The following is a 26,017-nucleotide window of genomic DNA, read 5'->3' as shown; positions in this document are numbered from 1 at the left end:
AGTGGCCTACTGGACAGTGGCCGTCAGCCGGGCCACGTTGTCCACGTACCGGGCCGCGAGCGGCCGGTTGAGCCAGTCCGCGAGCTTGAGCTCGTGGGAGATGTCCCGGTAGGTGTCCTCCACCGCCCGCATCTTGTTCACGATGTCCTCACCCAGCAGCATCACGGACACCTCCAGGTTCAGCGAGAAGGACCGCATGTCCATGTTGCTGGACCCCAGGACCGCTACCTCGTCATCGATGGTGAAGTGCTTGGCATGCAGCACGAACGGGGCCTTGTAGAGGTAGATCCGCACCCCGGCTTCGAGGAGTGCCTCGTAATAGGACCGCTGGGCGTGGTGGACCAGGAACTGGTCCCCCTTCTCCGAGACGAACAGTTCAACATCCACGCCGCGCTGGGCCGCGGTGGTGATGGCATAGAGCAGCGAGTCGTCCGGCACGAAGTAGGGGCTGCAGATGGAGATCCGGTGCTGGGCCGAATAGATGAGGGTGTTGAAGAGCCGGAGGTTGTTCTCCGTAATGAACCCCGGACCGCTGGGAACCACCTGGGCCGTGACGGTGCCGGGTTCCGGGTTCGCCGGGAGCTGCAGCTGGTGTTCCAGCGACTCGTCGGTCTCGCTCAGCCAGTCGGTGGCGAAGACGACGTTCAGGGTGGTCACGATGGGGCCGCGCAGGCACGCCATCAGTTCCACCCATTCACGGCCGGCCTTGCGGTGCCGCGGGTTGTTGTAGGAGGGCTCGATCAGGTTCTGCGAACCCGTGAAGGCGATCTCGCCGTCGATCACCATGATCTTGCGGTGGTTCCGCAGGTCAGGGCGGCGCCACTGTCCGTGGATGGGCAGGAGGGGCAGCATCCGCTTCCACTGGATCTTGCCCGCGCGGAGGCGGTTGAGCAGCTTCCGGTACCCCTTGATGCGCAGCGTTCCGATGTGGTCGAACAGGAGCCGCACCTCCACGCCCCGTTCGGCGGCTTCCTCCATGGCGGTGAGCAGGTCGTTGGTGACGTGGTCCGAACTCATGATGTAGAACTCGGCGTTGACGAACTTCTTCGCCTTCCGCACGGCCTTGGTCATTTCCAGGATGGAATCCGGATAGCCGGGGATCAGGTCCACGGAGTTTCCGTCCACCATGGGCAGCGAGCCCAGGGTGCGGTTGAGCTCAGCAGCGGACTTCACCCACTCCGGGCCGGGGTAGTCGCTTTCCGCATCCGAAAGCGCGGTGATGCCCGCCTGCACGCGTTCGTTGACCAGCTGCTGCTGTGCGCGCCGCCGGCTGGACAAGCGGAAATTGCCGAACAGCAGGAACAGGACGATGCCCACGAACGGAATGAAGAAGATACCCAGCAGCCAGGCCATGGCGGTGGTGGGGCGCCGGTTGCCGGGAATGATGCCCAGCGCCAGGATCCTGATGGCCAGGTCGGCGAAGCCCAGGAGCACCACCACCCATGTGGGCGCGGTGCCGGCAAGCGAAAAAGGCCACAACACGTCTAAAACCCCCGGGGAGATTGGGCTCCGGAGGACGGCTTCCGGCCGGTGCACTCTGCCCAGCTTATCCGCGGTACAGCACTAAGCTGGTGCCATGACCTCTCCAGCCCCCGTGGTTCTTGCCTTCCTCGATCCTGCTTTCCCCGACGGCAGGGTGGCCGATGCCACCCAACCCCAGCTGCTGGTCACGGATCTGGGGGTCACGCGCGGCGACGGCGTCTTCGAAACCATGCTGGCTGTTGGTGGAACGGTGCGGAAGATGCAGGCGCACCTGGACCGGCTTGGGGGCTCCGCCGCGGCACTGGACCTGGCCATCCCGGACCAGGAGGCATGGCGGCGCGTTATTGCGGCGGCGGTGGCCCGGCACCGGTCCGAGAACCCGCCGGCAGACCCCGCCGCCGATGAACTGGTGGTCAAACTGGTGGTCACCCGCGGCGTTGAAGGCGAGGCGCCCACGGCCTGGGTCCAGGCGTCGCCGGCCGGCGCTGCCGGCCGCAGGCAGCGCGAAACGGGCATCGACGTCATCCTCCTTGACCGGGGTTACGACAGTGATGTGGCCGAACGGGCGCCCTGGCTGCTCCTCGGCGCCAAAACCCTTTCCTACGCCGTCAACATGGCAGCGCTGCGCCATGCCCACAAACAGGGCGCCGACGACGTCATCTTCCTGTCCTCCGATGGCCGCGTGCTGGAAGGCCCCACGTCCACGGTGCTGCTTGCGCATGTGGAGAAGTCCGACGACGGCACAACAGTGAAGCGCCTCATCACGCCCCAGCTGGACAGCGGCATCCTGGCCGGGACCTCCCAGGGCGCCCTCTTCGCGGCCGCCAAGGCGGCGGGCTGGGAACTGGGCTACGGTCCGCTGGAGCCCCGGGACCTCATGGACGCTGACGCGGTCTGGCTGATCTCCAGCGTCCGCCTGCTGGCGCCCGTAAACCGGATCGACGGCAAGGAAATCGGCACTCCGTCCGTCCAGAAGGAACTGACCGCCGAGTTGAGCGGACTTTTCGCCGCCATCCACTAGGCCGCAACAAGCGGCGCAATCCCTTTTCCCACTCCCGCATCACCCGTAAGGTGTGGACCATGGACTCGCGAAACCTGCCGATTGAAAACCTGTCCTTCGACGACTGCTGGGAACTCCTCGACAATGACGCGGTGGGCAGGCTGGCCATCGTGGTGGACGAGCATCCCGAGATTTTCCCCGTGAACTACGCCGTCCACCTGCGCAGCATCGTCTTCCGCACCGCACCCGGGTCAAAGCTTTGGGGCGCCAGGATGGAACGGCCGGCAGCACTGGAAATAGACGGCTACGACCCCGCATCGGAACAGGCCTGGAGCGTAGTGGTGCGCGGCGAAACGGAAATCATCGAGGACCAGGGCGTGAAGGATGCCGTGGACGCACTCGGCTTGGAACCGTGGCAGCCGGGCGAAAAGGCCCACTACGTGCGGCTGAACGCCAAAGCACTGACGGGGCGCCGGTTCCGCGTGAACCGGCCGGACATCTGGAACACCCGCCTGCAGGACCGGCGCCGCGCGTCCTTCGAATAGGGCCGCCCCGGGCAATCCGCGGTCAGCAGCCCCCGGGGTCAGGCGGCGGGGCCTGCCGCCTGCCGTGACAGCTGTGCTTCCAGCCCGGACAGCAGGATGCCAAGTCCCTGGTCAAGCTCCGCCTCGCCGTCGTACTCTGCCAGGGCGGGAGCAAGGGCACGCAGCTTGGGGAATTCCTTCGCCGGCAAACGGTGGAGCCCCAGGCGCAACAGCACCTCGTTCTCTTCCGGATCCACCACGTACTCCTGCAGCTCGTTCAGGATGTGCCCGTAGAGGAAGCCGTAGTAGGCGCGGTAGACGTGGAGGGCATCGGCCGGCGCGAATCCTGCCGAGCCCAGCAGGGACAGGATCTGTTCCAGCGGCCGCAGCGTGCCCAGGGGGCGAAGGCCCAGGGGCGTGGAAAGGGGCCGCGTGACCAACAGGGGAACCACATTGGGATGCTGCAGGGCGAGCGCCCGCAGGCTGTGGGCGATCTTCCGCAGCTGGGCTTTCCAGTCCGGGTCCGATGGATGGATGCTGAGCTGGTTGAGTACCAGCTCGGTAACCCCGTCCAGCAGAGCGGCGCGGTTCTCGGCGTAGCGGTAGAGGCTCATCGGATCCCGGCCGAGTTCCTGCCCCAGCCGGCGCATGGTCAGGGCCTCCAGGCTTTCGGCGTCCACCAACTCCAGGGCCTTGGCCAGCACAATGTCCCTGCTCAGCCTCGTTTTGGCCTGCCCGGTCTGGGAAGTGTTGGCGGAAGTCATCACAAAGGTCCTCACTGGCGGCCCTCGTCCCGAAGTAACTGGGACGGTTGCCTCATATCTGGTCTACAGGTAAAGTCTACATCGTAGACAAGATGAACTCTTGAGCTTTTCGGGACCTCTCAAGGAAAGCGGCTACACAATCCTTTGCCACCTTGTGCAGGGCATCGAGGTTCGCCGCTGGAGCCTACCGGCGGCACCACGCACCGAGCGAAGGGACGCCTCATGGCCAATTCGCAGTTTGATCTTTTCCTCCACGAAGCCACCTACGCAGACCATGCCTCGGAATCCAGCCTGGACCGCGACCGCCTGTACGGGCTGTACACCAGCTGGTGCTTCGTCAACGAGCAGCCCACCGGCACCGAGTCCAGTTTCTGGGCTGCCATGAAACACAAAGTCTCGGTTCGCCGCAACGGACTGCGCATGAAGGGGCCGGCCGCTGCGGACTACATCCTCAGCAGCTACCCGCGGCTTGTTTAAGGCCCCACCGGGCTGCCAACAGGCCGCAGGGTAACCAGCGGCGCACGATCACATGCTGTGGCACTTTTGTGCCGCAGCATTTTCGTGTCCGGATGCACCCTGGAACCAGGCAAAGGAGCCATCCCCCAGGCGGGAATCCCTAGGTGGGAATGATCCGGAAAAGGAACCTGGTGCGGACCATCACCCACAACAGGCCCAGGACCACGGCGTAGGCCGCGGTGTTGAGGAAGATGCTCTGCTGCTGGAGCGCCGGGATGTTTGTGACGACGGCGATCAGCACCACATGCATGATGAAGACATACAGCGTGGCGCGGCCCAGCGGAATCAGGAACCAGCCCAGGGCACGCTCCACCGGTTTCCAGTAAGCGCTGAGGAACGCGTAGGCGGCCACCACCAGGACCAGGACGTTGAACAGCCGGCCGGGCGCCAGGTAGGTCCGGCCGAAGAGTGCGTCATACATGGCCCGGTAGGAGGCGTCCGGCATGAGCGCCAGGCGGACGTCGTAGTTGTTGGCCAGGTACGGATTCCCCCAGGACAGGAAGGCCAGCGCAAACGCTGCCGCAGTGCAGGCCGCCACCACCCACGTGTGCGCCGACAACCACGCAACAATGCTGCGGCGGTAGTAGCCAACAACCAGGCCGAGGACGAAAAGCACCTGCCACACCAGCAGCGGAAACGAGTCCTCAAACTGGGATGGCAGGATCCTGAACCGGGTCACGGCGCCCACTGCGTACACGGCGAACGTCGCCAGCAAAACCCAGACGGCCTTGCCGCGGTTCAGCGCCGCAAGGATCAGCGGGCTGGCCAGCAGGAGCACCACATACAGGCCCATGACGTTGAACTGCCAAGGCCCGAACTGCAGCAGCACGATGGCCGGCAGCACCTGCGGCGGCACGGGGAACTGGAACAGCGACGACATGCCGGCGTAGAGGTCGTAGGTCCGGCCGGCACCGCTGTGTCCCGCGCCGCCGGTCCCCTGGTCCACGAACGTGGTCAGGGCCTCAGTGTGGAAGAACGGGAGCAGGGAAAGAAGGAAGACGCCGATCAGCACGGCCAGGGCGGTCACATAGAGCTTCCCAGCCCGGCGGGACGTCAGGTCCACCACCCGGCCGAAGTCCTCCTTGGCCTTGGGCCCGTACACCATGCCCACCACCAGGCCGGAGAACAGGACGAACAGCTCCGCGCCTGACACGAAGCCCACCGCCTCCTGGGTGAGCAGCTGGAACAGTGAGGCCATGCCCAAGTGGTTGACCACCACAAAGACAATGGCCAGTCCGCGCAGCAGGTCCACCCGCGAATCCCTGGTGGAAGGGTCCTGGTAGCTCCAGGACGTGGCGGTGTTGATCCGGCGGGGAACCTGCCACAGGGCCACCAAGAGGATGACCATGGCGGCACCAACGGTCCAGGGGGCGGCGCCGGAAAGCGTGTTGGCCCGCACGTAGGTGCCTGTGGACGCCACATCCGTGACAGGGCCGGTGACCATCGGCGATGCCTTCAGCCTGTCCAGGGCGGCCTTGGCAATATCCGGGCTTCCCGTGAGTAGCCAGCTGATGCTCGCCACGCCGGTATCCCGCGTGCTGGTCCGTTCGTCCCACACCACGGCGGCCGTCCCGGCGAAAGCGGGTGACGTGGCAGTGGCCACCACCTGATCCCACCAACCCGTCTTGATGTCCGCCTCGGGCGCCCCACCGGACGCAGGGCTGTAGAAGGCCGAGGTCTGGAGGAGGAAAGGCTTTTTGCGTCCCTCGGCGTAGGTGCCGTAGAAGTTCTCGCCGCCGGAGGCCGTCAGCATTTCCTGGAGTTCGCCCGGACGCGGCGTCGTGTTGACGGCGGCCCCGCCGGCAGTGTCGTCGTGATAGGCGGTCAGGCCCACCCAGTCCACGGCGTCATCGCCCGGGTAGTAGGGGGCATAGGCGCTGTCGCTTCCGTTCCAGGTCCCGTCCCCGTTCGTATCCAGGAGGGAAAACCCGTCGCTTCCCGGCTGCGGGGCATTCCGGTTCCGTTCAAAGGGGTAGTCCTTGCCCAGGTAAGGCGCCCACACCATGGCGGCCCGGCCGCCGTCGTCCTTCTTGAAGGCTGCCGCCACGGCCTGGAAGGCCTGCCGGTACGTGGCCGGCTGCTGGCCCCAAGCCACCCAGCTGGCATTCATATCGGGGGCGAACCGGACCAGCAGTTGGCCCTTGAACCCCGATGTCAGGTCACGGACCTGGGCTGCGAACGCTTCCGCCTCCGCGGAGCCGAGCTGGTCCAGGGGCACCGACGGCTTCACCGAGAGCAGGGCGTGGGCGCCTTTGGCTGCAGTCTGCTGCAGGAAGCCGTCGATGTCATTCCGCTCCGATTCGCGGTACGGAATGGTGATGTCGTGGCCGAAGACGGCGGGGCCGGCGCCCAGCCTGTCGCTGAAGCCCGCGGCCGTATCCTCGCCCCACTCGAGGACCGCCCCCAGCCACGGCTTGCCCTTGTCCGGTGCAGCAGGCGCGGCGTGTGCCGGGCTTGCCGGGACAACCAGGGCCAGGAGGGCGATGAACGCGGCGGCGAAAAAGGCTGCGATGGATCGCGGACGGTTCCGCCGGATGGCGGCGTGGTGGAGCGATACGTGTGCCCGCATGCTGACAAGGACCCCCCGGTACTCATTGCTCTGGATACGGGGCGGCGCCCCCGGTAAGAACTTTATCGGCCCGTGGGCATAACCCGTGCCGTGACGCGGACGGCTCAATTACGGAACATGACGACGGCGGCGATGCGGCCGGGCGCGGCAGGTGTTACGTTTTTGGGGAGTAATGAGTACCGGCGCCAAGCCCTGACTTGCCGGTCGGCAACCCTCCCTTTCGCGGCGGGGTGCCTCAGGTGAATACTCGGCATATCGACCGATTCGAGCTGCAAGCGTGAGAGAAGGAGATCCGTCGTGTCCGACGCACCCGCCCCTGACGAAAGACTGTCCTACCGCCTGATTACGGGCGCGGACAACCGTGAATTCTGTGAGCGGATCTCCGCTGCACTCGCCGATGGCTACGTCCTGCACGGCAGCCCGGCGGCAACCTTCAACGGCACCACCGTCATCGTGGCGCAGGCAATCGTCCTTCCGGCCGCGATCGCTTCCGCCGACGCCGCCGTGGCCACCGCCGTGGACCAGCTCGATGCCGAATTTGAGGGCGAGTTCGACGGCGAGGGCCACGCATGAGCTACGCGGGAGACCTGACGCCGCAGGAAGCCTGGGCCAAGCTGGAGCAGGGCGCCATCCTGGTGGACGTCCGCACCGAGGGCGAATGGGCCCACATCGGCATCCCGGACACCAAGGCCACGGACAACGATCCCCTGTTCATCCAGTGGACCTTCCCCGGAGGCATCCCCAACCCGGACTTCGTCAAGGACCTCCAGGAGCAGGCGCCGGAGGATCCCCACGCGGAACTGCTGTTCCTGTGCCGGTCCGGCCAGCGGTCCATCGCGGCCGCAACTGCCGCCACCCAGGCGGGCTTCACCGCGTACAGCGTGCTGGAGGGCTTCGAAGGCGAGCCCGACCGCTACGGCGAGCGGACCGTCAATGGCTGGAAGAACCGCGGCCTCCCCACCAACCTCGGAAAGAACTAAGTGACCTTCAACCCAGACGCCCCCGGCTGGAACCCCGACACCCAGGCAGTCCGCGGAGGCCTGGACCGCTCCAACTTCCAGGAAACATCCGAGGCCATCTTCCTGAACTCAGGGTTCGTCTACGAATCCGCCGCGGCAGCTGAACGGGCCTTCACCGGCGAGGACGAGCGCTTTGTCTACTCCCGCTACGGCAACCCGTCCGTGGCCACCTTCCAGGAACGGCTCAGGCTGCTCGAAGGCACCGAAGCATGTTTCGCGACGGCGTCGGGCATGTCCGCCGTGTTCACCGCGCTGGGTGCCCTGCTGGCTGCGGGCGACCGGGTGGTGGCCGCCCGGTCACTGTTCGGTTCGTGCTTTGTGATCCTGAACGAGATCCTGCCCCGTTGGGGTGTGGAGACGGTCTTCGTGGACGGCCCGGACCTGGACCAGTGGCGCGAAGCCCTGTCCAAGCCCACCACCGCCGTCTTCTTCGAGTCCCCGTCGAACCCCATGCAGGAGATCGTGGACATCGCCGCCGTCAGCGAACTGGCGCACGCGGCCGGGGCCACCGTAGTGGCGGACAACGTGTTCGCCACTCCCCTGCTGCAGCGCTGCGGGGACCTTGGTGCCGACGTGATCGTCTACTCCGGCACCAAGCACATCGACGGGCAGGGCCGGGTGATGGGCGGAGCCATCCTGGGCACCAAGGAATTCATCGACGGACCGGTGAAGCAGCTGATGCGCCACACCGGCCCCGCGCTTTCCGCTTTCAACGCCTGGGTCCTGACCAAGGGCCTGGAGACCATGGGCCTGCGCGTCAACCACTCCTCGGCGACCGCACTCCGGCTCGCAGAATGGCTGGAGGAACAGCCGGCGGTGAGCTGGGTGAAGTACCCGCTCCTGAAGTCGCACCCGCAGTACGGGCTGGCGGCAAAGCAGATGAGTGCAGGTGGCACTGTCCTTACCTTCGAGCTCGCTCCTTCCGGCGGACGCACGGGCAAGGAAGCGGCGTTCGCACTGCTGGACGGGCTGCGGATCATCGATATCTCCAACAACCTCGGTGATGCAAAGTCCCTGATCACGCACCCCGCCACCACTACCCACCGCGCCATGGGCCCGGAGGGGCGGGCCGCCATCGGCCTGAGCGACGGCGTGGTCCGGCTCTCGGTGGGGCTCGAGGACCCGGAGGACCTCCTCCGCGACCTGGAACAGGCGCTGAAGCAGATCTAGCGGGGGCGGGACCAGGTCCGCGTGGCCAAATACAGATGTCAGTGCCTCGTTGGATGATGTCGGTATGGGAATCGGCGGTGGTGTCGGGGTGGTGCTGGCGTCAATCGATGCCTCTGTTGCCGCCCTCGATTCGCTGAACCGTGAGGACTCTTTCCTTGCTGCCGGGGCTCATGGTGGTGCCGGTGTGGATATTGGTGCCGGTACGGATGTTTTGCAGCGGCGGTATGGGATCCGGCTGGAACGGCTGGAGCTTATGGCTCGGCTGGAGGCGCAACTGGCCGCGGTGAAAGCGGCGACCGCTGCTGAGGCAGTGGAGTTCCAGCAGGCGATGACGCCGCCGGACGCCTCCGTCCAGGATCGCACTTACGCTGACATGTCGGTGGTGGAGGAAATCGCCGGAGTCCTGACCATCAGCTCCGCAGCCGCGGGCGCCCTTGTGAAGCAGTCACGGCGGATCTGCTCCCTGCCGCCCGTTATGAACGCCCTGTCCGCGGGCGCGATGTCCTGGCAGCACGCCCGGATTGTCGCCGATGAGACTGAAGGCCTCACCCCGGAGGGCGCGGCGTCTCTGGTGGCGCATTTCTTCGACCCGGCTGCACCCCAGCCCGCCCGCGGCGCCGCGCCCGGCGAGCTCGTCCCGTCACGGTTCCGGGCCAAGGTCCGTGGGTGGCGGGAACGCCACCATCCGGAATCGATCGAGAAGCGCCACGCAAAGGGCGTGGCCGACCGGCGGATGGAATACACCCCCGACAAGGACGGCATGGCCTGGATCTCCCTCTACCTGCCCGGCGATACCGCCTGCGCCATCTGGAACCGGACCACCGCCACCGCCCGCGGACTCCAAGGCCCTGACGAACCCCGCCCCCTCACCCAGCTCCGCCCCGACATCGCAGCATCCCTGCTGCTGGGGGTTGGCATGAAGCCCGCAGCCGGGGAGACCGCCGCCCACGCCGAGGAAGACGGTCCCGGCCCCGGCGTTCAGGGCACGCAGGGTGTCACCGGGATCGGGAAGGTCCCTGCGCCGCGGGCCGACGTCCTGGTGATGGTGCCGGTGTTCTCCCTCCTCGGCGTGACCGATGAACCCGCCGTACTGGATGGTTTCGGGCCGATCCCGGCGTCCATGGCGCGCAAACTTGTCGCCGACGGGGCGGAATCGTTCTACCGGGTCCTGGTCGACCCCCGCGACGGCGCACCACTGGAAATTGGCCGGAAAAACTACCGGCTCACCGAAACCATCAAACGCTGGATCAGGATGCGCGATGCCAAGTGCACCTTCCGGGGCTGCGCCAACCGCACCCCCGATAACGAAACAGACCACCTCACCGCCTGGCAACACGGCGGCACCACCAACGTCAGCAACCTGGCCCAACTCTGCCCCAAGCACCACCGGCTCAAACACCACAGCCAATGGACACCCGACCCCGCCACCAAGAATGAACCACCCGGCTGGACCTCACCCACGGGACGGCACTACAACGCCGAATACCAGGACCCAGAACCAACCCACTGGCCCCCGGGCATCCTGTCGGCGCAACGAAGCCCGCTGGAACAGGTCGTTCTACAGCGCCTCGCTACCTAGCACCTGCTTCGCTGCGGGTCTCTACACCTGCCGTTCTACAAGACACCTGAGGTTCTACAAGTCTGCTCCTGGCGGCTCTTGCCCCGTCAGGCCTGCCGGACACGCAGCAGCTCGGGCGTGGCCGCCACGTCCGCAAGGTCCAGCGCATCACGCATGGTCAGGTGGACGGCCTGCCGGACCACCGCGCCGAACCCCATGTCCTCCGGCGGTTGCCCCGCCAGGGCCTTGTCGCGGGCGCGGCGCTGTTCAGCGGACCCTGTCCCGCGGGCGATGATGTCCTCCACCCCCTGGCGGGCCAATGCGAGCTCGCCCTGTTCGTCAAGGACGGGGGCCAGGTAATCCACCAGGGAACGCACCACATCCGCAGCCGGCGCCGGCCGGAAGTTGCCAAAGTCCAGCAGTTCGCCGCTCAACCCGGCGCTGCTGGCCTGCCAGGACGCCATCCGCAGCAGGACGGTGGGAACGGGCGCAGGGTCCACGTCGTCCCGCCACTCCCGGCTGGCGGATTCCACCAGTGCCCGGACCAGCACGGCGATGAGTGCGGCGTCCCCGGCACGGAGGCATACGTCCGCCACCCGCACCTCCACCGTGGGGTGGTTGCGGGAGAGCCGCGCGTCGAAATAGAGCATGCCCTCGTCGAGCATGACGCCGCTGTCCAGCAGCCGGGTCACCACCCGGCGGTAGGCAGGGTACGTTCCGTAGATGCCGGCCGGGCCGGCTGTGGGCCAGCGGTTCCAGGCCTGGGTGCGGTAGCTTTCGAAGCCGGTGGGGACGCCGTTCCAGAACGGCGAGTTCGCGCTCAGCGCCGTGAGGACGGCCAGTTTGTCGCGGATGCGGTCCAGGACCGCCACCCCTTCCTCCGGCGATTCGATGAAGGTGTGGACGTGGAAACCGCAGGTGAGCTGTTCCTGGGCGGTGAGGCCGAAGCGCTCCAGCATCCTGGCATAGCGCGGGTCAGGTGTGGTGTGGCTGGGCGATGCCACGGGTGAGGTGGCCAGCGCCGCCACCCTGGCTCCGTGCTTCCGGGCTGCCTGGTCGGCCAGCGCCCGGCCTGCCCGGATCTGCTCCAGCAGGCCGCCGTACTCCCGGCACGGCCGGGTCTGCGTCTCGATCTGCTCAAGCTTGAGCTCGGCACTCAGGCCCATCTCGTCGTCGTAATCCGCCTGGTTGCCGGCATGGCGGCCATCCAGGTCCACGGGAAGATCGTCGGCTGCGACGCGGTGGCTGGCGAGGAGGGCGTCGGCCAGGGCAAGCGGCTCCCCGGACTCCGGATCAACGATCAGGAGTTCTTCCTCTACGCCAAATGTACGCATACGAATATTCTGCGGCAGCGGGCGGCCATTGGAACCGTGGCCCGCCGTTCATGACGAAGCGTGAATGGGTCAGTCCTGGAAGTACTCCACCTTGGCGCCGATGGTGTTCAGCCGCTCCGCCAGGTCCTCGTAACCACGCTCGATCACATAGATGTTCCGCAGCTCGGACACACCCCGCGCTGCGAGCATGGCCAGCAGGAGGCAGGCGGCAGGCCGGAGCGCGGGCGGGCAGCCCACCTCGGCGGCGCGCCACTTGGTGGGTCCGTTGACGTAGATCCGGTGCGGGTCCAGGAGCTGCACCTGCGCGCCGAGCCGGTTCAGCTCCGTCAGGTAGATGGCGCGGTTCTCGTACACCCAGTCGTGGATCATGGTCTGGCCGTGGGCGTTCGCAGCAATGACGGCGAAGAACGGCAGGTTGTCGATATTCAGCCCGGGGAACGGCATGGGGTGGATCTTGTCCTCCGGGGCACGCAGCTCGGAGGGCTTGGTGGTCACGTCCACCAGGCGGGTGCGGCCGTTGCGGGCCATGTACTCGCCCGAAATCTCCAGCTTCTGCCCCATCTGGCCCAGAGTGGCCAGTTCGATCTCCATGAATTCGATGGGCACCCGGCGCACGGTGACCTCGGAGTTGGTGACGATGCCGGCCGTGATGAGGCTCATGGCCTCGATGGGATCCTCGGAGGGGAAGTACTCGATCTCGGCGTCGATTTCCGGCTGTCCGGTGATCTTCAACGTGGTGGTGCCCACGCCCTCAATGGTGACGCCGAGCATCTGCAGGTAGAAGCACAGGTCCTGCACCATGTAGTTGGGGCTGGCGTTGCGGATCACGGTTGTTCCGGCGCGGTGCGCCGCGGCCATGATCGCATTTTCGGTGACGGTGTCCCCGCGTTCGGTGAGGACGAAGGAGCGGTCCCGGGTATCGGCGGGCGGCGCCTGCACGGTGTAGAAACCTGCGGTGGCCTCCACTGACAGGTCGAACTCGCGCAGTGCCTGCATGTGGGGCTCCACGGTCCGGGTGCCCAGGTCGCAGCCTCCCGCGTAGGGAAGCCGGTACTCACGGGACTCATCCAGCAGGGGGCCCAGAAGCATGATGACGCTGCGGGTCCGGCGTGCCGCGTCCACGTCCATGGCGTCCAGGTCCAGGACGGCAGGCCGGCGCAGGCGGAGATCCGTGTCATTGAGCCAGGTGCACTCGACGCCGATGCTGGTCAGAACCTCGACGATGCGGTTGACTTCCTCGATCCGGGCCAGGCGCCGGAGCACGGTGGTGCCCCTGTTGATCAGGCTGGCGCACAGCAGGGCGACGCCGGCGTTCTTGCTGCTGTTGACGTCGACGGCTCCGGACAGGGTGCGGCCGCCTTCCACCCGCAGGTGGGTCATCTGCGGCTTGGCCACGTTCACGATGCTGCGGTCAAAGATGTTTTCCAGCCGCTGGATCATTTTCAGGCTCAGGTTCTGCTTGCCCTGTTCCATCCGGGCCACGGCGCTCTGGCTGGTGCCAAGTTCGGCGGCCAACTGCCCCTGGGTCCACCCTTTCTCGCTCCGGGCGTCCCTCAGCATGGCGGCAACGTGTTCAGCGGTCTCCTGGGTCATACCGCGAATATATCATAAATGAGTTATCCAGCCTTCGTGGCAGCTACCCGCGGGCGGGGAAGGGGGCTCCAGGAGGGCGGTACCCATTCGGTGCGATAGGGAGCCCCGCCTGTCCCCCGGGCGGGTGGCTTAACTCCCCAGCCACACCATATTCCAGGTACCGGCCGTAACAGCTGCGAAAAGGGCGAGTCCGGCCACCAGGACGCCGCCTGCCACCACCCAGAGGTCCAGCGGGCTGAAGGTGGACACCCGGGCCCAGGTCCGCCGGCCGCCGCCGAAACCCCTCGCCTCCATGGTGACGGCGAGCCTCGATGCACGGCGGATGGCCTGGACCAGGAGCCCGAAACTTTGCCCGAGTGTCGCCTTCACCCGCTGCCCCAGGCTGCCCCGCGCACCTACGCCGCGGGCACGCCGCGCCATCCCGATGGTCTGCCATTCCTCGGCCATGAGCCCCACCAAACGCATCGCAGCCAGGGTTCCCAGGACGAACCGGTGCGGCAGGCGTGCCTTCTGCGCGAGCGCGTCGGCGAGGTCGGTGGGATCGGTGCAGCTCATCAGGAGCACCGCCGGGAGGGCGATCGCAAAACCCCGCAGCAGGAATCCGATGCCCAGCTGGAGGGAACCCTCGCTCATGCTCCAGATGCCGGCGTCGAGCAGGATCCTGCCGCTGTCCGGTGCCAGGATGGAGGTGCTCCAGCCTCCCACGGCAGCGGCGAGGATCAGCGGCCAGCCGCGCTGCCACAGCAGGGACAAGGTGAGCCCTGCCAGGGGAAACAGCAGAAGTTCGAACACCAGGGCCACGGACGCGGACACCCAGTCGATGGACAGCGCCAGGACGGCCGTGATGAGCAGGACGGCCGCGAACTTGCTCAAGGGGTTGGCGCGGGCCAGGAGGGCGTGGTTGCCGCTCAAGGCGAGTTGCTGCCTCATGGCGCCACCGCTTCCGCCACGGCCATCCGCAGTTCCGCCCCGCCGATCGCCTCCGTGAATTCGGCATCATGGGTCACGGCTACCACCGCGGTGCCGGCATCAAGGAGCTCGGACAGGAACGATGCCAGCTCGGCCCAGGTATTGGCATCCTGGCCGAACGTGGGCTCGTCCAGGATCAGCACCTGGGGGCTGGCGGCCAGGACGGTGGCCACGGACAACCGCCGCTTCTCACCGCCGGAGAGCGTATAGGGGTTGGCGTCCACCAGCTGGGTAAGGCGCAGCCGCTCCAGCAGTTCCTCAACCCGGTCCTCGCCGTGCCCCAGGTGCCGCGGGCCGAAGAGCAGCTCGTCAAGCACCTTTCCGGTGACGAACTGGTGCTCCGGCTCCTGGAACACCGTGCCCACCCGCGATATCAGCTGCTCGGCCTTCCACTTGTACGGATCGATGCCGGCACCGCGGCTGAGATCCAGCGTCGCGGACACTTTTCCGGACACCGGCTCAAGCAGCCCTGCGAGGGTCAGCGCGAAAGTGGACTTGCCGGCACCGTTTGCGCCGGTGATGGCAAGGGCCTGCCCGGCACGGACCTGCGCGGCCACGCCCTCCTGGACCGGGACCGGCGGGATCTTCCGGAAGCCTTTGCGGCGGGGGCGTTCGCGGGAGACGCCCAGCTGCTCTGCGGCCAGCAGGAGGCTGCCTGCACCGGGAGCCGGGACGGCGGCGCGGGCGCGTGTGGCCGGCACATACCCGGGCACCCACACGCCGGCAGCGGCCAGCATGGTCCGCGCCTCCGTAAGGACGCGGTCCGGCGGCCCGTCCAGGAGCACTGCAGGATCCGCGGCGGAGCCGGGCTGCAGGACCACGATCCGGTCCACGAGGTCCTTCCAGACGGACACCCGGTGCTCCACCACCACCAGCGTCGCCCCGGTTTTGTCCAGGGAGCGGGCCACGGCGTCGCGGACCTCCAGCACGCCGTCCGGGTCCAGGTTGGCGGTGGGCTCGTCCAGCAGGATCAGTCCGGGACGCATCGCCAGGATGCCCGCCAGCGCCAGGCGCTGCTTTTGGCCGCCGGAGAGGGCCGACGTCGGGTGGTCCAGCGGGAGGTGGGCGAGCCCGACGTCGGCAAGTGCCTCGTGAACGCGCGGCCAGATGGCGTCGCGGGGCACCGCAAGGTTTTCGGCGCCGAAGGCGACGTCGTCCCCCACCCGCGACAGGACCACCTGGGTCTCCGGGTCCTGCTGCATGAGGCCGGCGCGGCCGCGCCGTGCCCGTGGCGGGGCCCCGTCCACCAGCAGCGAACCGGACTCGTCGGCGTCGCCTGCCTCGCCGTCGTCGTTGATGTCCCCCAGGACGCCGGCAAGGGCGTGCAGCAGCGTGGACTTCCCGGCGCCGGAGGGCCCCAGCAGGAGCACCCGCTCCCCGGGGGCGATGTCCAGGTCAAGGCCGTGGACGGCGGGCTTGGCCCGGCCGGCGTGCCGCCATCCCCAGCCGCGGGCGGCGATGGCGGCAGGCCGGACCATGCCGGAGGCGTCCTGGGAGGGTGCCATCAGGAGAAGACGGGCTCCGTGGCAGCCTTGCGGGACGCGAAGGAGCTCAGCACGCCGGTGCGGGCCAGGCCGCGGGTGGCAAGCCAGGACAAAGCGCCCGCCAGGATGGCCCCGGAAAGGGTGGTCAGCACGATGTAGGCGAGCTTGTCCGCGCCGGAGTAGGCAATGTTCCAGCCCCACGGGGCAAACGAGTCATTCAGGCCGCAGAAGAACCCTGCCGCGGCGCCGGCCAGCAGCGATACAGGAAGGTTGAACTTGCGGTAGACGAAGATCGCGAAAATGATTTCCGCGCCCAGGCCCTGGATGAAACCCGAAAACAGGACCGAGGCGCCGTACTGGGAACCCATCAGCAGTTCGCCGGTGGCGGCTACGGTCTCGCAGAACAGGGCAGCCCCGGGCTTGCGGATGATGAGCATGCCCAGCACCCCGGGAATCATCCAGCCGCCGGCGAGCAGTCCGGTCAGGGGCGGGTAGGCGGCGTTCATGGGGGCGGACAGTGCGGCGGCCCCCTGGTCCCATGCCCAGAAAATGACGCCGCCCGCGATGGCCACCAGGGCGGCGACGACGATGTCCACGACGCGCCAGGACTTACTGGTGGTCTTCTTGATTGCTGCAGTACTCATGTGATCCTCCTGGGAAACAGGAGGGGAAAGTGGACCCGGCTGCCGGCCTGTGGCCGTGCATCCGCGACACTTTGAGAACTCGACTCCCTTGCGCCGGTACTAACCGGATCAGGTTCGAGGGTCTGCGGCTGTCCGCACTCTCAGCGCCCACCTGCGGTGCCCGGCCTGCGCCAGGATGCCCGACGGCGGCGCTCCCCTGTCGTTTTTAGTGTTGCTTTGTGGTTGGGTAACGCTGTTCATTTCGCCCAGTTGGGCGTGGTCAAGTTTACACCTGGCAGGAGTAGATTGAGGGCCATGACCGCCAATCCACCGGATGTGACCGGGTTCGATCCTGATTCCAGCGACGCCCAGCCGGAGGGCTCACTGGAGGCGCAGATTGCCCGCATCGAGGCGGAGGTCCGGGAGCTCCAGTTCCCCGGCTTCTCGCTGGACGATGCGTTGAACCTTGGCCTGCTCCTCGTTGAACTGGGCAAGGAGCGGTCGTTGCCCATCGCCATCGACATCGCCAAGGGTGAGCAGGTGCTGTTCCATGTCGCACTTCCTGGCGCCACGCCTGACAACGGCCACTGGATCCGGGCCAAGCAGCGCACTGCCCTCCGGTACGAGGTGCCCTCCCTCCTGGTGGGACTGCGTGGCCGGCTGGGCGGCGGCCGGATCGAGGACAACGCCTGGTTCGACCAGTCCCGCTATGCGGCACACGGGGGCGCGTTTCCGATCCACGTCACGGGCGTTGGGGTGGTGGCTTCCGTGGCGGTGTCCGGACTGCCGCAGCTGCAGGACCACGAACTGGTGGTTGAGGCACTGCGCGACATCCTGGGGTCGGCGCTGGACGAGTAGCGCCGGCCAACCAGCCCTGGCTGACCAGGCGCAGCGGGACAAGCACCGTACATGCCCGGCGACACCAGGCCGCTTAGCTTTCATTAGTAATCATGCTTACTATATTGTCCCCGGGGTACGACCACCACAGGGAATGGGAGCACCTTCGGCGTCCCTTCCCGCAACCGGCGCGGCAACCAAGGAGCACCATGAGAATCCCGGACACCAGAGGCCCCATCAGCAGCGCCCTCTTTGCGGCCCTGTCCAAGGCCCCTGATGCAGCCACGCCCGAGCTGGACGGGCTGCACCGGCTGGTCGCGGGGCAGGTGGCCCGAACCGGTGACATCATCGCCGACGAAGACATCCAGCTGTCCCTCTTTTGCCTCTACGAACTGCATTATTCGGGCCTGGACGGGGTCAGCGACGCCTGGGAGTGGGAACCGGCCCTGATCAGGGTCCGGCGCCTGATCGAGGAACCCTTCGAAGCCGCCCTTCGTGCCGCCGCACGCCAGGCCGCCGGTGACGCCGACCTGCCCGCCGGGATTGCCATGACCAGCGATGCCGTTGCCGACGTCCTTTTTGGCCTCGCCGGTATGGACACCGGTCCCAGCGTTTCCCGCTTTGTCGCACGGAAGGCAAGCCTGGAGCAGCTCAAAGAGTTCCTGATCCACAAGTCCGTGTACCAGTTGAAAGAAGCGGATCCGCACACCTGGGCCATTCCGCGGCTCACCGGCCGGGCGAAGGCTGCCCTCGTGGAAATCCAGGCGGACGAATACGGCGGCGGCAGGCCGGAACGGATGCACAGCGCGCTGTTTGCCCGGACCATGCGCGGGCTGGGCCTGGACGACAGGTACGGCGCGTACGTCGACACCATCCCGGCCGTCTCCCTCGCATCCGTGAACCTCATGTCGCTGTGCGGCCTGAACCGGCGGCTCCGCGGGGCAATCACCGGCCACCTGGCCATCTACGAAATGACTTCATCCCAGCCCAACCGTTTCTACGGCAACGGATTCCGCCGGCACGGTTTCGCCGCGGACGTCACCCACTACTTCGATGAGCATGTGGAGGCCGACGCCGTGCATGAGCAGATTGCCGGGCGGGACCTCGCCGGCGGCTTGGTTGAGGCCGAGCCAAAGCTCCTTGCGGACGTCCTGTTCGGTGCCACCGCCGTCATGGCCATTGACGGCCGCGTCTCCGCCCACCTCCTGTCCTCCTGGGAAGCCGGGGAAACATCGCTCCGGGCGGCCGTGCCGGCGGCAGCGTGACAGGCTGGCGGCAGGCCTACGACGATTCTGCGAAGCCGCAGCGGCTGGGCGCCGAGGAAACCGGAAACAACAATGAATGTGGTGCAGGCATGAACTTCGAACAGCATGGAACACGGCCGGACGTGGAGCAGGAACCCGCCCCCGGCTCGATCGTGGTGTGCCCCGATGGTCCCCTCATTGTCAGGGGTGACTTCGAGATCGTTACCCCTTCCGGCGACGCCGTGCCCAGGGAGCGGAGGACCGTCGCCCTGTGCCGGTGCGGGGCGTCCGCCATCAAGCCCTATTGCGACGGCACCCACAAGATGATCAAGTTCCGCACCGAACCCAAGGCCGGCCAGCCCCCGGCCTGACCACAGAGCCGCCCGCCGGCCACGCCCTGCCCGGACCAGCCCGGGTGTGAGGCTAGGCTGGGACCAGTCCGTTTTCCGCCCGCAAGGAGTACCAGCAATGAACCTTCTCATCAAACTGCTCGGGACCGCCGTGAGCCTCGGCGCAGGCCTGGCCGGCACCAAGCTGGTCAACACCATCTGGGAAAAGACCACGGGGCAGAAAGCACCCACCGGCAAGAATGAGGACGTCCCCACCAGCCTCCGGTCTGCTTTGACCTTCGCGCTGATCTCGGCGTCTGTCAGCGCCATCATCCAGGTCCTGGCCAACCGCGGCACCCAGCGTGCCATCACCCGGTTCGCCAAGACGCAAGACATCGTCTAGCTGCCCAAAGCTTCGCTTAGCGCTGCCGGCCGTCGTCGGAACTGTCCTCCAGGGCGGTCTCGGCGGCGGCTTTTTGCACCACGGCTTCCAGCTCGTCGGCTGTGAGCAGTTCCCGGTGCAGGTGCTTGGTGCGGTAGCCGGCCCGGCCCACCATGTGGGCGGACACGGGCACCGTGAGCAGCTGGAAGATCCATGCCGCAGCCAGGACCGGCCACACCGAACAGGTCCGCATCTGCAGCCCAATGGCGGCCAGCAGCAGGAACAGGCCCAGGACCTGCGGCTTGGTGGCGGCATGCATGCGGCTCAGCAGGTCCGGGAAGCGCAGCAGGCCAATCGCCGCGCCCAGGGACATGAGCGCGCCCACCACCATGAACACGGCCGAGACAGCGTCGATCCAGGCATCCGGCCCGGAAAAGTCAGGATTCATTGGGCTTCACCCTCCGGTCCGCCACGAACCGGGCCACTGTAACGGACCCGATGAACCCGATGATGGAGATGGCCACCACCAGCATCAGGTTGTTCAAGTGCCGGTTCACTGCCATATCCACGCACAGGGCACCGCCCAGGATGGCGAGCAGGACGTCGGCTGCCAGGACACGGTCCAGCAGCGACGGGCCGCGGGCGATCCGGAGGATGGCACCCGCCGCGGCCAGCGAGAAAATGACGGCCGTGACGGCCAGGACAACGTTCATCATGCGGTGGCCTCCATTCGCACTTCTTCAAGTTCCTCGCGGCTGCCCATGATGCGGATCAGGCCGGCTTCGATGGAACGGACTTCGTTCCGCAGGCCCTCCACGTCCTGTTTTGAGGTGATGTTGAGGGCGTGCAGGTAGAGGGTGGACGTGGAACGGTCCACCTCCACCACCAGCGAGCCCGGGATCAGGGAGATCACATGGCCGGTGGCGGTGACGATCAGGTCCTGGCGGCTCCTCAGCTTCACCGCGACGACGGCGTTGGTCACCTTGGGTCCGCGGGCCGTTGCCAGGTACAGCACCTGGGCGCTGGCCACCACCACCTTGCCCACGAAGGCCAGCGCAAAGGGCACGGCGTAGAGGATATTGAAGCGGCCGCTGAGCTCCACCGGCGGAAGGTAGAAGAGCCGGGCCACGCCCACGGCCAGGAGGGCACCGAACAACAGGTTTCCGGGGCTGAAATCCTGCCACAGGGCGCCCCAGACGATCACCAGCCAGACCAGCAGGGGCAGTTCCTGGCGCAGCGAAATGCGTTTGCGGCTCATCGCCCTCCTCCCCCGGCGGTTGTGCCCGGGACGGAAGTACCGTCGCCCAGCACCGCCTCGATGTACGGCGTCCGGTCAAGCATGTCCCGGGCGGCCCGGTCCGAGAGAGCGAACAGCGGTCCGGCAAAGACGGTCAGGGCAATGCCGAGCCCCACCAGGCCCGCTGTCGAACCCACCATGGTGCGCGGCAGGAGCGTCACGGTGTTGTTGACCTTGGCGCCTGGACCGGAGAGCCTCGCCACGGGAGGGGCCAGGAGCACCGGGTCCGGATGTTCGGCATCGGTGGGGCGGCGCCAGAACGCGCGGTTCCAAACCCTGGCGATGGCCAGCAGCGTCAGGAGGCTGGTCACCACACCGCCGATCACCAGCGCATAGGCCAGTGGTGTGCCCAGCTGGACACCGGCCTGCAGCAGCCCCACCTTGCCCAGGAACCCGGAGAACGGCGGGATGCCGGCCAGGTTCATTCCGGGAATGAAGAACAGCAGGGCCAGCATGGGCGAGAGCTTTGCGAGGCCGCCCAGCCGGTCCACGGACGAGCTGCCGCCGCGGCGCTCGATCAGGCCGGTCACCATGAAAAGGCTGGTTTGGATGGTGATGTGGTGCGCCACGTAGAAGACCGCCGCTGCCAGTCCCACTGCGGAGGACATGGCCAGCCCGAACACCATGTAGCCGATGTGGCTGACCAGGGTGAACGAGAGGAGCCTCTTGATGTCGCTTTGGGCCAGCGCACCCAGGATGCCCACCACCATCGTCAGCAGCGCCACCACCATCAGGGGCGTGTTCAACGTGTCGCCGGGGAACAGCAGCGTCTCGGTCCGGACCATCGCGTAGACGCCCACCTTGGTCAGCAGGCCGGCGAACACGGCGGTGACCGGCGCGGGCGCCGTCGGGTAGGAGTCGGGGAGCCAGAAGGAGAGGGGGAAAACGGCGGCCTTGACGCCGAAGGCCACCAGGAGCATCACATGCAGCAGGGTTTTGGTGCCCTGGTCCAGTTCGCCCAGCTTGATGGCCAGGTCCGCCATGTTCACCGTTCCGGTGGCTCCGTAGACCATGGCGATGGCAATCAGGAACAGCACCGAGGACACCACGGACACCACCACGTAGGTGACGCCGGCGCGGATGCGCGGCCCGGTGCCGCCCAGGGTCATCAGCACGTAGCTTGCAGTCAGCAGGATCTCGAAGCCCACGTAGAGGTTGAACAGGTCACCGGACAGGAACGCGTTGGACACCCCTGCCACCAGGATCAGGTACGTGGGGTGGAAGATCGAGACCGGTGCGTCGTGGTCGCCGTCGGCCATGCCCTGCCCTGTGGCGTAGACCAGCACGGCCAGGCTCACGGCGGAGGACACCACCAGCATCAGGGAGGAGAACTGGTCCACCACCATGACGATGCCAAACGGAGGGATCCAGCCTCCGATGGTCACCGCGGCGGTGCCGTCATTCCACGCGGAGGCCAGCAGGAGGCATTCGAGCGCCAGGGTCAGCGACAGCAGGGCGATGCTCACCGCGCGCTGGGCCCTGGAGTGCCGGATCAGCAGGAAGGTCAGGGCGGCGCCCAGGATGGGAAGTACGACGGCGAGCGGGGCAAAGCTTGCGATGTTCACTTTCCGCCTCCTTCCGGGCTGGGGTCAACGTTGAGTGAGCCGGGCTTTTCCTCCGCGGCAGCGTGTTCTGCGGGCATCTCCCGGCCGCCGGCCACCAGCGTGGCCACCGGCTGGTCCGTTTCCTGGCCGGCATCCGCTCCGGACGGTCCGTGGTCTGACACATTCCGGCCGTCGGAACCGAGCATGGTGAGCGGGAATTCGGACGTTTCCGCGGGCACCTCGGCGTCGTCCTCCGCATCGAAGCTGGGGGTCTCCGCCACCCTGAGGTCCTCCACGTCATCCTGGATGTCGTCCTGGCGGGCCAGCACCCACGTGCGGTAGATGATGCCCAGCATGAATGCCGTGACGGCGAAGGAAATCACGATCGACGTCAGGATCAGGGCCTGCGGCAGTGGATCGTTGTAGTCCTGGGCAGGTGTGTCCTTGGAGAACAGCGGCGCCAGGCCTGCGTATCCCCCGGTGGCGAGGATCAGGAGGTTGGTGGCGTTGGCCAGCAGCATCAGCCCCAGCAGCACCCGCGTCAGGCTGCGTTCCAGGATCAGGTAGATGCCGCAGGCGTACAGCGCTCCCATGACAATCAGCAGGGTCAGGTTGACGCTCATGCGTGGCCCTTTGCGGTGGTTTCGGCAGGAACCCCGTCCGGTTCCTGGTCCAGGCGGCCGGATCCTTGCTCTTCCCCGGCCCGGTCCGGCTCCCGGCCCTGGCCGTGGTCCGGTTCCTGGTGCGGCTCCTGCTCCTGCTCCTGTTCCTGGTCCTCGCTCCCGGGCGCGGACTGGTCCTCCAGGTGTTCATCGATCTCGGCTCCGAGGCTGCGCAGCACGTCAAGCACCAGGCCCACCACCACGATGTAGACGCCGATATCAAAGATGGTGGAGGTGACGAACTTGATGTCCCCGAAGACGGGCAGCCACACCTGGATGATGGCGGACTGGAAGACTTGGCCGCCCAGCAGCAGGGGCATCACTCCGGAGGCGGCCGCCAGGGCCAGGCCAATGCCCAGCAGCGCGCCGGCACTCAGGGGCGCCGCCTCCCGCAGCTCGAACCGGCCACCCGCCAGGTAGCGGATGGTCAGGGCCAGTCCCGCGGTGAGGCCGCCGGCGAATCCTCCGCCGGGCAGGTTGTGGCCGGCCAGCAACAGGTACAGCGAGAAGATGATCATGGAGTGGAAGATCAGCCGGGTGACCACCTCGAAGATGATGGAGCGGCGTTCCGGAGCCAGGGTCCGCCCTGCCACAATCCAAACGTCCCGGGTGGAGGCCGCGAACTTCCGGCTGATGGCCAGCGCCGCAGCGTCGCGGGAGCCGGGGTCGACGCCGGGGTGGCGTCCCACCGTGCCCGCTGCAACGGTGGCGGATGCCTGCAGCCTGTCGCCCCGGCCGCGGACGAAGATCAGGCTTGCCACGCCGGTGGCGGCCAGCGCCAGGACGCTGATCTCCCCGAAGGTGTCCCAGGCGCGGATGTCCACCAGGGTCACGTTGACCACGTTCAGGCCCCCGCCGCCTTCATAGGCGAGCTGCGGAAACTGCAGGGACACGGGGATGGCGGTCCGGGCGCCCATGGCGAAAATCGCGGCGAACACCATGGTCACGCCGAAGCCCAGCCCGATGATCACCCGCAGGACCCGGTATTTCCCGCCGGTGCGGTCCCGCAGTTCGGGCGGCAGCCTGCGCATGGCCAGGACAAAGGCCACCAGGATGATGGTTTCCACCAGCATCTGGGTCAGGGCCAGATCCGGGGCACCCTGCAGTGCGAACACCAGCGCGATGCCGTACCCGGTGACGGACACCATGAGCACGGCAAGGAAACGTTTGTTGGCTTTGACGGCAGCCAGTGCGCCGATGACGATGCCCACCCCGGCCACCAGCTGCAGCGGCGAGTTGGGGTCCACAAGGTAGATGTCCTGCGGCAGGGCGTTGCCGCCAAGCAGGATCGCGGCCAGCGGTAGGACGAACGCCACGCTCAGGATGACCGCGAGGTAGAAGTACAGTGAACCGCGCTGGGTCCGGCCGGTGATCCAGACGGCCGCGTCGTCCAGCGCGCCGATGGTCAGTTGGTAGGCGCGGTCGGCGTCCACCCAGGCCGGGACCAGGGACTGGGCCCGGGCCACTGCGCCGCGGCCAAAGTACATGGCCAGGCCGAGTGCGAAGGTGACGGCCGTCAGCCCCAGTGCGGGTGTGACGCCGTGCCACAGCGCAAGGTGGCCCGCCTGCGCTGCCGCGGTGCCGGCGTCGGGCGCTGTGGAAGCGAACAGCGCGGCGTACGGGTGGATCCAGGCGTCCACCGGCACCGGCCAAAGTCCGTAGGCGATCGTCAGGAGGCTGAGGACCGCGGGGGCGGCCAGGAAGGAGGGCCTGATGGCCTTGAACGGAGTGGGGTCCACGCCGGGCTTGACGGCGAACGCGCCCCACATGAAGCGGGCGCTGTAGGCGAAAGTGAGGATCGAGCCCACCACTATTCCCACCAGCACCACCATGCCCCACGGCCCGGCGTGCGGGTCCGTGGCGTGGTGCACGAATGCTTCCAGCACCGATTCCTTGGCCACAAAGCCGGCCAGCAGCGGAACGCCCGCCATGGACGCAGCCCCGATGCCGGCCACGATGCCGAGGGCCCGGGAGGAGCGGAAGACGCCGGACAGTTTACGGACGTCGCGGGTCCCGGACTGGTGGTCGATGATGCCCACCACCAGGAACAGTGTGGCCTTGAACAGGCCGTGCGCCAGCAGCATGGCCAGGCCCGCCAGGGCGGCGTCGGGCGTTCCCAGGCCCACCACCATGGTGAGGAAGCCCAGCTGGCTGACGGTGCCGTAGGCCAGGATCAGCTTAATGTCGGTCTGCCGCAGCGCCCGGTAGCCGCCCACCAGCATCGTGGCCAGGCCCAGCCCCAGGACCACGGGCTGCCAGAACGCCGTCTCCGAGAATCCCGGGGCAAGCCGCGCCACCAGGTAGATTCCTGCCTTCACCATCGCCGCCGCGTGCAGGTAGGCGCTCACGGGGGTGGGGGCCGCCATGGCGCCCGGAAGCCAGAAGTGGAACGGGACCAGCGCGGATTTAGTGATGGCACCCACCAGGATGAGGACGACGGCGGCGCTCACCATGGTGCCGGCCGTCCCGCCGCCCAGCGCCGGGGCCTGCTCCAGGATGGCGGAGATGCTGTAGGTTCCGGCGGCATTGCCCAGCATGATCAGGCCCACCAGCATGGCAAGGCCGCCGGCGGTGGTGACGATCAGCGCCTGGAGGGCGGAGCGGCGGGCCGCAAGCCGGGTCCGGGCAAAGCCGATCAGCAGGTAGGACAGGATGGTGGTCAGTTCCCAGAAGATGAACAGCAGCAGGAGGTCGTCCGCGGTGACCAGGCCGAACATGGCACCGGCGAACGCCAGCAGCTGGGCACCAAAGGCGCCCAGGTCCTGGTCCTTCCGCTTGAAGTAGCGCGCGCAGTAGACCAGCACCAGGGACCCTACGCCGAGCACCAGCAGGGACATCACCCAGGCCAGCGCGTCCATGCGGAACGACAGCGAAAGGTGGAGGCTGGGGATCCATTCGAGGACCTCAGTGACGGCACCGGGTCCGGAGTAGATGGGGTTGTGCTGGAACATCAGCCAGCCAAAGGAAACCGCCGGGACGGCAGCCAACGCGTAGAAGGCGTTGCGGCCCCAGACCCTGAAGAGGAAGGGCGCGAGGACAGCCACCGAAAAGTGCACGGCAAGGACTGTGATCACTGTATTCTCCGCAACGTCAGGGATTCGATTGTCAAAAGTTGGA

At 67.1% G+C, this 26,017-nt stretch carries 25 protein-coding genes and 2 riboswitches; of the genes, 11 read left to right on the top strand and 14 right to left on the bottom strand.

What is annotated here, in order from left to right; all coding sequences use genetic code 11:
* Window positions 1–6: 6 nt before the first annotated feature.
* Window positions 7–1,482 carry a cardiolipin synthase gene (cls, locus tag AB0280_RS04160; RefSeq protein ID WP_370871809.1) on the bottom strand — a complete coding sequence of 492 codons (1,476 nt, stop codon included), beginning with the start codon at window positions 1,480–1,482 and terminating at the stop codon, window positions 7–9.
* A gap of 94 nt (window positions 1,483–1,576) precedes the next feature.
* Here cls and AB0280_RS04155 point away from each other — a divergent pair, with 94 nt between their 5' ends.
* Complete coding sequence (locus tag AB0280_RS04155; protein WP_307491881.1) at window positions 1,577–2,503, top strand: aminodeoxychorismate lyase; 927 nt, start codon at window positions 1,577–1,579, stop codon at window positions 2,501–2,503.
* Window positions 2,504–2,562: 59 nt separating this feature from the next.
* Entirely contained in the window at window positions 2,563–3,027 is a 465-nt protein-coding gene (locus AB0280_RS04150; protein WP_159630188.1) for a pyridoxamine 5'-phosphate oxidase family protein, read from the top strand.
* A gap of 38 nt (window positions 3,028–3,065) precedes the next feature.
* Here the strand turns inward: AB0280_RS04150 and AB0280_RS04145 are convergent, their stop codons facing one another.
* Window positions 3,066–3,770: a TetR/AcrR family transcriptional regulator C-terminal domain-containing protein gene (locus tag AB0280_RS04145; RefSeq protein WP_307491883.1), complete on the bottom strand. Its 705-nt coding sequence runs from the start codon at window positions 3,768–3,770 to the stop codon at window positions 3,066–3,068.
* 222 nt (window positions 3,771–3,992) lie between these two features.
* Between AB0280_RS04145 and AB0280_RS04140 the strand changes: the two genes are divergently transcribed.
* Window positions 3,993–4,247 carry a hypothetical protein gene (locus tag AB0280_RS04140; RefSeq protein ID WP_159630184.1) on the top strand — a complete coding sequence of 85 codons (255 nt, stop codon included), beginning with the start codon at window positions 3,993–3,995 and terminating at the stop codon, window positions 4,245–4,247.
* A gap of 139 nt (window positions 4,248–4,386) precedes the next feature.
* On the opposite strand, the gene opgC is transcribed toward AB0280_RS04140, so the two are convergent.
* Window positions 4,387–6,855, bottom strand: a complete 2,469-nt coding sequence (gene opgC / locus AB0280_RS04135; protein ID WP_307491887.1) for an OpgC domain-containing protein — start codon at window positions 6,853–6,855, stop codon at window positions 4,387–4,389.
* A gap of 168 nt (window positions 6,856–7,023) precedes the next feature.
* Window positions 7,024–7,139, top strand: a riboswitch (SAM riboswitch).
* 13 nt (window positions 7,140–7,152) lie between these two features.
* Between opgC and AB0280_RS04130 the strand changes: the two genes are divergently transcribed.
* From AB0280_RS04130 to AB0280_RS04115, 4 genes are all read left to right on the top strand, one after another.
* Entirely contained in the window at window positions 7,153–7,428 is a 276-nt protein-coding gene (locus tag AB0280_RS04130; protein WP_224023471.1) for a DUF1737 domain-containing protein, read from the top strand.
* On the top strand, window positions 7,425–7,835 hold the full coding sequence (locus tag AB0280_RS04125) for a rhodanese-like domain-containing protein (RefSeq protein ID WP_224023473.1): 411 nt from the start codon (window positions 7,425–7,427) through the stop codon (window positions 7,833–7,835). The genes AB0280_RS04130 and AB0280_RS04125 overlap by 4 nt, the downstream gene beginning before the upstream one ends.
* Complete coding sequence (locus AB0280_RS04120; RefSeq protein ID WP_307491895.1) at window positions 7,836–9,044, top strand: O-succinylhomoserine sulfhydrylase; 1,209 nt, start codon at window positions 7,836–7,838, stop codon at window positions 9,042–9,044.
* Between the two features lie 64 nt (window positions 9,045–9,108).
* Window positions 9,109–10,623 carry an HNH endonuclease signature motif containing protein gene (locus tag AB0280_RS04115; RefSeq protein WP_307491897.1) on the top strand — a complete coding sequence of 505 codons (1,515 nt, stop codon included), beginning with the start codon at window positions 9,109–9,111 and terminating at the stop codon, window positions 10,621–10,623.
* Between the two features lie 86 nt (window positions 10,624–10,709).
* Here the strand turns inward: AB0280_RS04115 and AB0280_RS04110 are convergent, their stop codons facing one another.
* The 5 genes from AB0280_RS04110 to AB0280_RS04090 all read right to left on the bottom strand — a co-directional run bounded on the left by AB0280_RS04110 (window position 10,710) and on the right by AB0280_RS04090 (window position 16,626).
* The gene (locus AB0280_RS04110) at window positions 10,710–11,936 is read right to left on the bottom strand and encodes a glutamate--cysteine ligase 2 (protein WP_159630174.1); all 1,227 of its coding nucleotides are present in this window, start codon (window positions 11,934–11,936) and stop codon (window positions 10,710–10,712) included.
* A 69-nt stretch (window positions 11,937–12,005) separates the two neighbouring features.
* On the bottom strand, window positions 12,006–13,529 hold the full coding sequence (locus tag AB0280_RS04105) for a UDP-N-acetylglucosamine 1-carboxyvinyltransferase (protein WP_224023477.1): 1,524 nt from the start codon (window positions 13,527–13,529) through the stop codon (window positions 12,006–12,008).
* A 129-nt stretch (window positions 13,530–13,658) separates the two neighbouring features.
* Complete coding sequence (locus AB0280_RS04100; protein ID WP_307491900.1) at window positions 13,659–14,459, bottom strand: energy-coupling factor transporter transmembrane component T family protein; 801 nt, start codon at window positions 14,457–14,459, stop codon at window positions 13,659–13,661.
* On the bottom strand, window positions 14,456–16,003 hold the full coding sequence (locus AB0280_RS04095) for an ABC transporter ATP-binding protein (RefSeq protein ID WP_307491903.1): 1,548 nt from the start codon (window positions 16,001–16,003) through the stop codon (window positions 14,456–14,458). The genes AB0280_RS04100 and AB0280_RS04095 overlap by 4 nt, the downstream gene beginning before the upstream one ends.
* Window positions 16,003–16,626, bottom strand: a complete 624-nt coding sequence (locus tag AB0280_RS04090) for an ECF transporter S component (protein ID WP_018769981.1) — start codon at window positions 16,624–16,626, stop codon at window positions 16,003–16,005. The genes AB0280_RS04095 and AB0280_RS04090 overlap by 1 nt, the downstream gene beginning before the upstream one ends.
* 67 nt (window positions 16,627–16,693) lie before the next feature.
* Window positions 16,694–16,834, bottom strand: a riboswitch (TPP riboswitch).
* 86 nt (window positions 16,835–16,920) lie between these two features.
* On the opposite strand from AB0280_RS04090, the gene AB0280_RS04085 reads away from it, so the two are divergent.
* From AB0280_RS04085 to AB0280_RS04070, 4 genes are all read left to right on the top strand, one after another.
* Window positions 16,921–17,463, top strand: a complete 543-nt coding sequence (locus AB0280_RS04085) for a heme-degrading domain-containing protein (protein ID WP_275180606.1) — start codon at window positions 16,921–16,923, stop codon at window positions 17,461–17,463.
* Between the two features lie 188 nt (window positions 17,464–17,651).
* Complete coding sequence (locus AB0280_RS04080) at window positions 17,652–18,707, top strand: iron-containing redox enzyme family protein (RefSeq protein ID WP_307491906.1); 1,056 nt, start codon at window positions 17,652–17,654, stop codon at window positions 18,705–18,707.
* Between the two features lie 89 nt (window positions 18,708–18,796).
* Complete coding sequence (locus AB0280_RS04075) at window positions 18,797–19,057, top strand: CDGSH iron-sulfur domain-containing protein (RefSeq protein WP_277999432.1); 261 nt, start codon at window positions 18,797–18,799, stop codon at window positions 19,055–19,057.
* Between the two features lie 97 nt (window positions 19,058–19,154).
* Window positions 19,155–19,418, top strand: coding sequence for a DUF4235 domain-containing protein (locus AB0280_RS04070; protein WP_159630162.1), 264 nt, complete (start codon window positions 19,155–19,157; stop codon window positions 19,416–19,418).
* Between the two features lie 16 nt (window positions 19,419–19,434).
* On the opposite strand, the gene mnhG is transcribed toward AB0280_RS04070, so the two are convergent.
* From mnhG to AB0280_RS04040, 6 genes are read right to left on the bottom strand one after another with little or no spacing between them, the layout of a single operon-like run.
* Complete coding sequence (mnhG, locus tag AB0280_RS04065) at window positions 19,435–19,845, bottom strand: monovalent cation/H(+) antiporter subunit G (RefSeq protein ID WP_307491912.1); 411 nt, start codon at window positions 19,843–19,845, stop codon at window positions 19,435–19,437.
* On the bottom strand, window positions 19,835–20,113 hold the full coding sequence (locus AB0280_RS04060; RefSeq protein WP_224023491.1) for a monovalent cation/H+ antiporter complex subunit F: 279 nt from the start codon (window positions 20,111–20,113) through the stop codon (window positions 19,835–19,837). The genes mnhG and AB0280_RS04060 overlap by 11 nt, the downstream gene beginning before the upstream one ends.
* Window positions 20,110–20,655 (bottom strand): Na+/H+ antiporter subunit E, encoded by a 546-nt coding sequence (locus tag AB0280_RS04055; protein WP_307491916.1) that lies wholly within the window; start codon window positions 20,653–20,655, stop codon window positions 20,110–20,112. The genes AB0280_RS04060 and AB0280_RS04055 overlap by 4 nt, the downstream gene beginning before the upstream one ends.
* Window positions 20,652–22,259 (bottom strand): Na+/H+ antiporter subunit D, encoded by a 1,608-nt coding sequence (locus tag AB0280_RS04050; RefSeq protein ID WP_307491919.1) that lies wholly within the window; start codon window positions 22,257–22,259, stop codon window positions 20,652–20,654. Before AB0280_RS04050 ends, AB0280_RS04055 begins: the two co-directional genes overlap by 4 nt.
* Window positions 22,256–22,861 carry a Na(+)/H(+) antiporter subunit C gene (locus AB0280_RS04045; protein WP_224023497.1) on the bottom strand — a complete coding sequence of 202 codons (606 nt, stop codon included), beginning with the start codon at window positions 22,859–22,861 and terminating at the stop codon, window positions 22,256–22,258. Before AB0280_RS04045 ends, AB0280_RS04050 begins: the two co-directional genes overlap by 4 nt.
* Window positions 22,858–25,974, bottom strand: coding sequence for a Na+/H+ antiporter subunit A (locus AB0280_RS04040; RefSeq protein WP_366366271.1), 3,117 nt, complete (start codon window positions 25,972–25,974; stop codon window positions 22,858–22,860). The genes AB0280_RS04045 and AB0280_RS04040 overlap by 4 nt, the downstream gene beginning before the upstream one ends.
* Window positions 25,975–26,017: the final 43 nt, after the last annotated feature.

It is taken from the genome of Pseudarthrobacter sp. 902506025 (genome assembly GCF_040702325.1).
GTDB lineage: Bacteria > Actinomycetota > Actinomycetes > Actinomycetales > Micrococcaceae > Arthrobacter.
The sequence above is the reverse complement of the archived record's forward strand: the minus strand, read 5'-3'. Positions and strand labels throughout refer to the sequence as shown.